Source organism: Microvirga pakistanensis (assembly GCF_004458765.1).
Classification (GTDB): Bacteria; Pseudomonadota; Alphaproteobacteria; order Rhizobiales; family Beijerinckiaceae; genus Microvirga; species Microvirga pakistanensis.
Map to the genome: position 1 here is coordinate 1 of NZ_SPJX01000293.1, position 223 is coordinate 223.

At 65.0% G+C, this 223-nt stretch carries 1 protein-coding gene; it reads right to left on the minus strand.

Going from position 1 to position 223, the window contains the following annotated elements; translation table 11 throughout:
* Positions 1-223, minus strand: a 223-nt coding sequence (locus tag E4K09_RS15970; RefSeq protein ID WP_134498682.1) for a molybdopterin cofactor-binding domain-containing protein, incomplete at both ends; no start/stop codon positions are given.

The window sequence follows — 223 nt, forward strand, 5'->3', positions numbered from 1 at the left end:
CCGCCCATGGCCTGGCTGATCAGACCGGCTTCGAGCACGAAATCCGGCTTGGACTTTCGGCCGAAGCCGCCCCCCAGCAGCGTGACGTTGACGGTCACGTTCTCCTCGGGACTCTTAAGACGCTCAGACAGGCGAGTGCGGGTGGCTTGCGGAGCTTGAACGCAGGCCCATGCCTCGCACTTGCCGTCCTTGATCTGGACAAGCGCGGCCGGTGGCTCCATCG